At 63.0% G+C, this 576-nt stretch carries 1 protein-coding gene; it reads left to right on the plus strand.

What is annotated here, in order from left to right; all coding sequences use genetic code 11:
* Window positions 1-576, plus strand: a 576-nt coding sequence (locus TU82_RS27345) for a phosphate acyltransferase (protein WP_248842646.1), incomplete at both ends; no start/stop codon positions are given.

Genomic DNA, 576 nt, shown 5'->3' on the forward strand with positions numbered 1-576 from the left:
CGTGAGCCTCGCGGCCATGAACGGCGTACCGCTGGCAGGCTTGCTGCTGACCAGCGACACCCAGCCCGACCCGCGCCTCATGGAGCTTTGCCGAGGTGCATTGCAAGCCGGGCTGCCCGTGCTGTCGGTCAGCACTGGTTCTTACGACACCGCCAATCGCTTGAACAGCTTGAACAAAGAGATCCCGATCGATGACCGCGAACGCGCGCAAATCATCACCGACTTTGTTGCCAGCCACCTCGACGCCCAATGGTTGCACCAGCGCTGCGGCACGCCTAGGGAAATGCGCCTGACCCCTGCAGTATTCCGCTATCAGCTGATCCAGCGCGCTCAGCAAGCCAACAAGCGCATCGTCCTGCCCGAAGGCAGCGAGCCGTTGACCGTGCAGGCCGCGGCTATCTGCCAGGCACGCGGCATCGCGCGTTGCGTGCTGCTGGCCAAACCCGAAGAGGTTCAGGCGGTGGCCAAGGCTCACGGCTTTGAACTGCCTGAAGGGCTGGAGATCCTCGACCCGGACCAGATTCGCGCACGCTACGTCGAACCGATGGTGGCGTTGCGCAAGACCAAAAGCATCAA

The organism is Pseudomonas orientalis (assembly GCF_001439815.1).
GTDB lineage: Bacteria > Pseudomonadota > Gammaproteobacteria > Pseudomonadales > Pseudomonadaceae > Aquipseudomonas > Aquipseudomonas orientalis.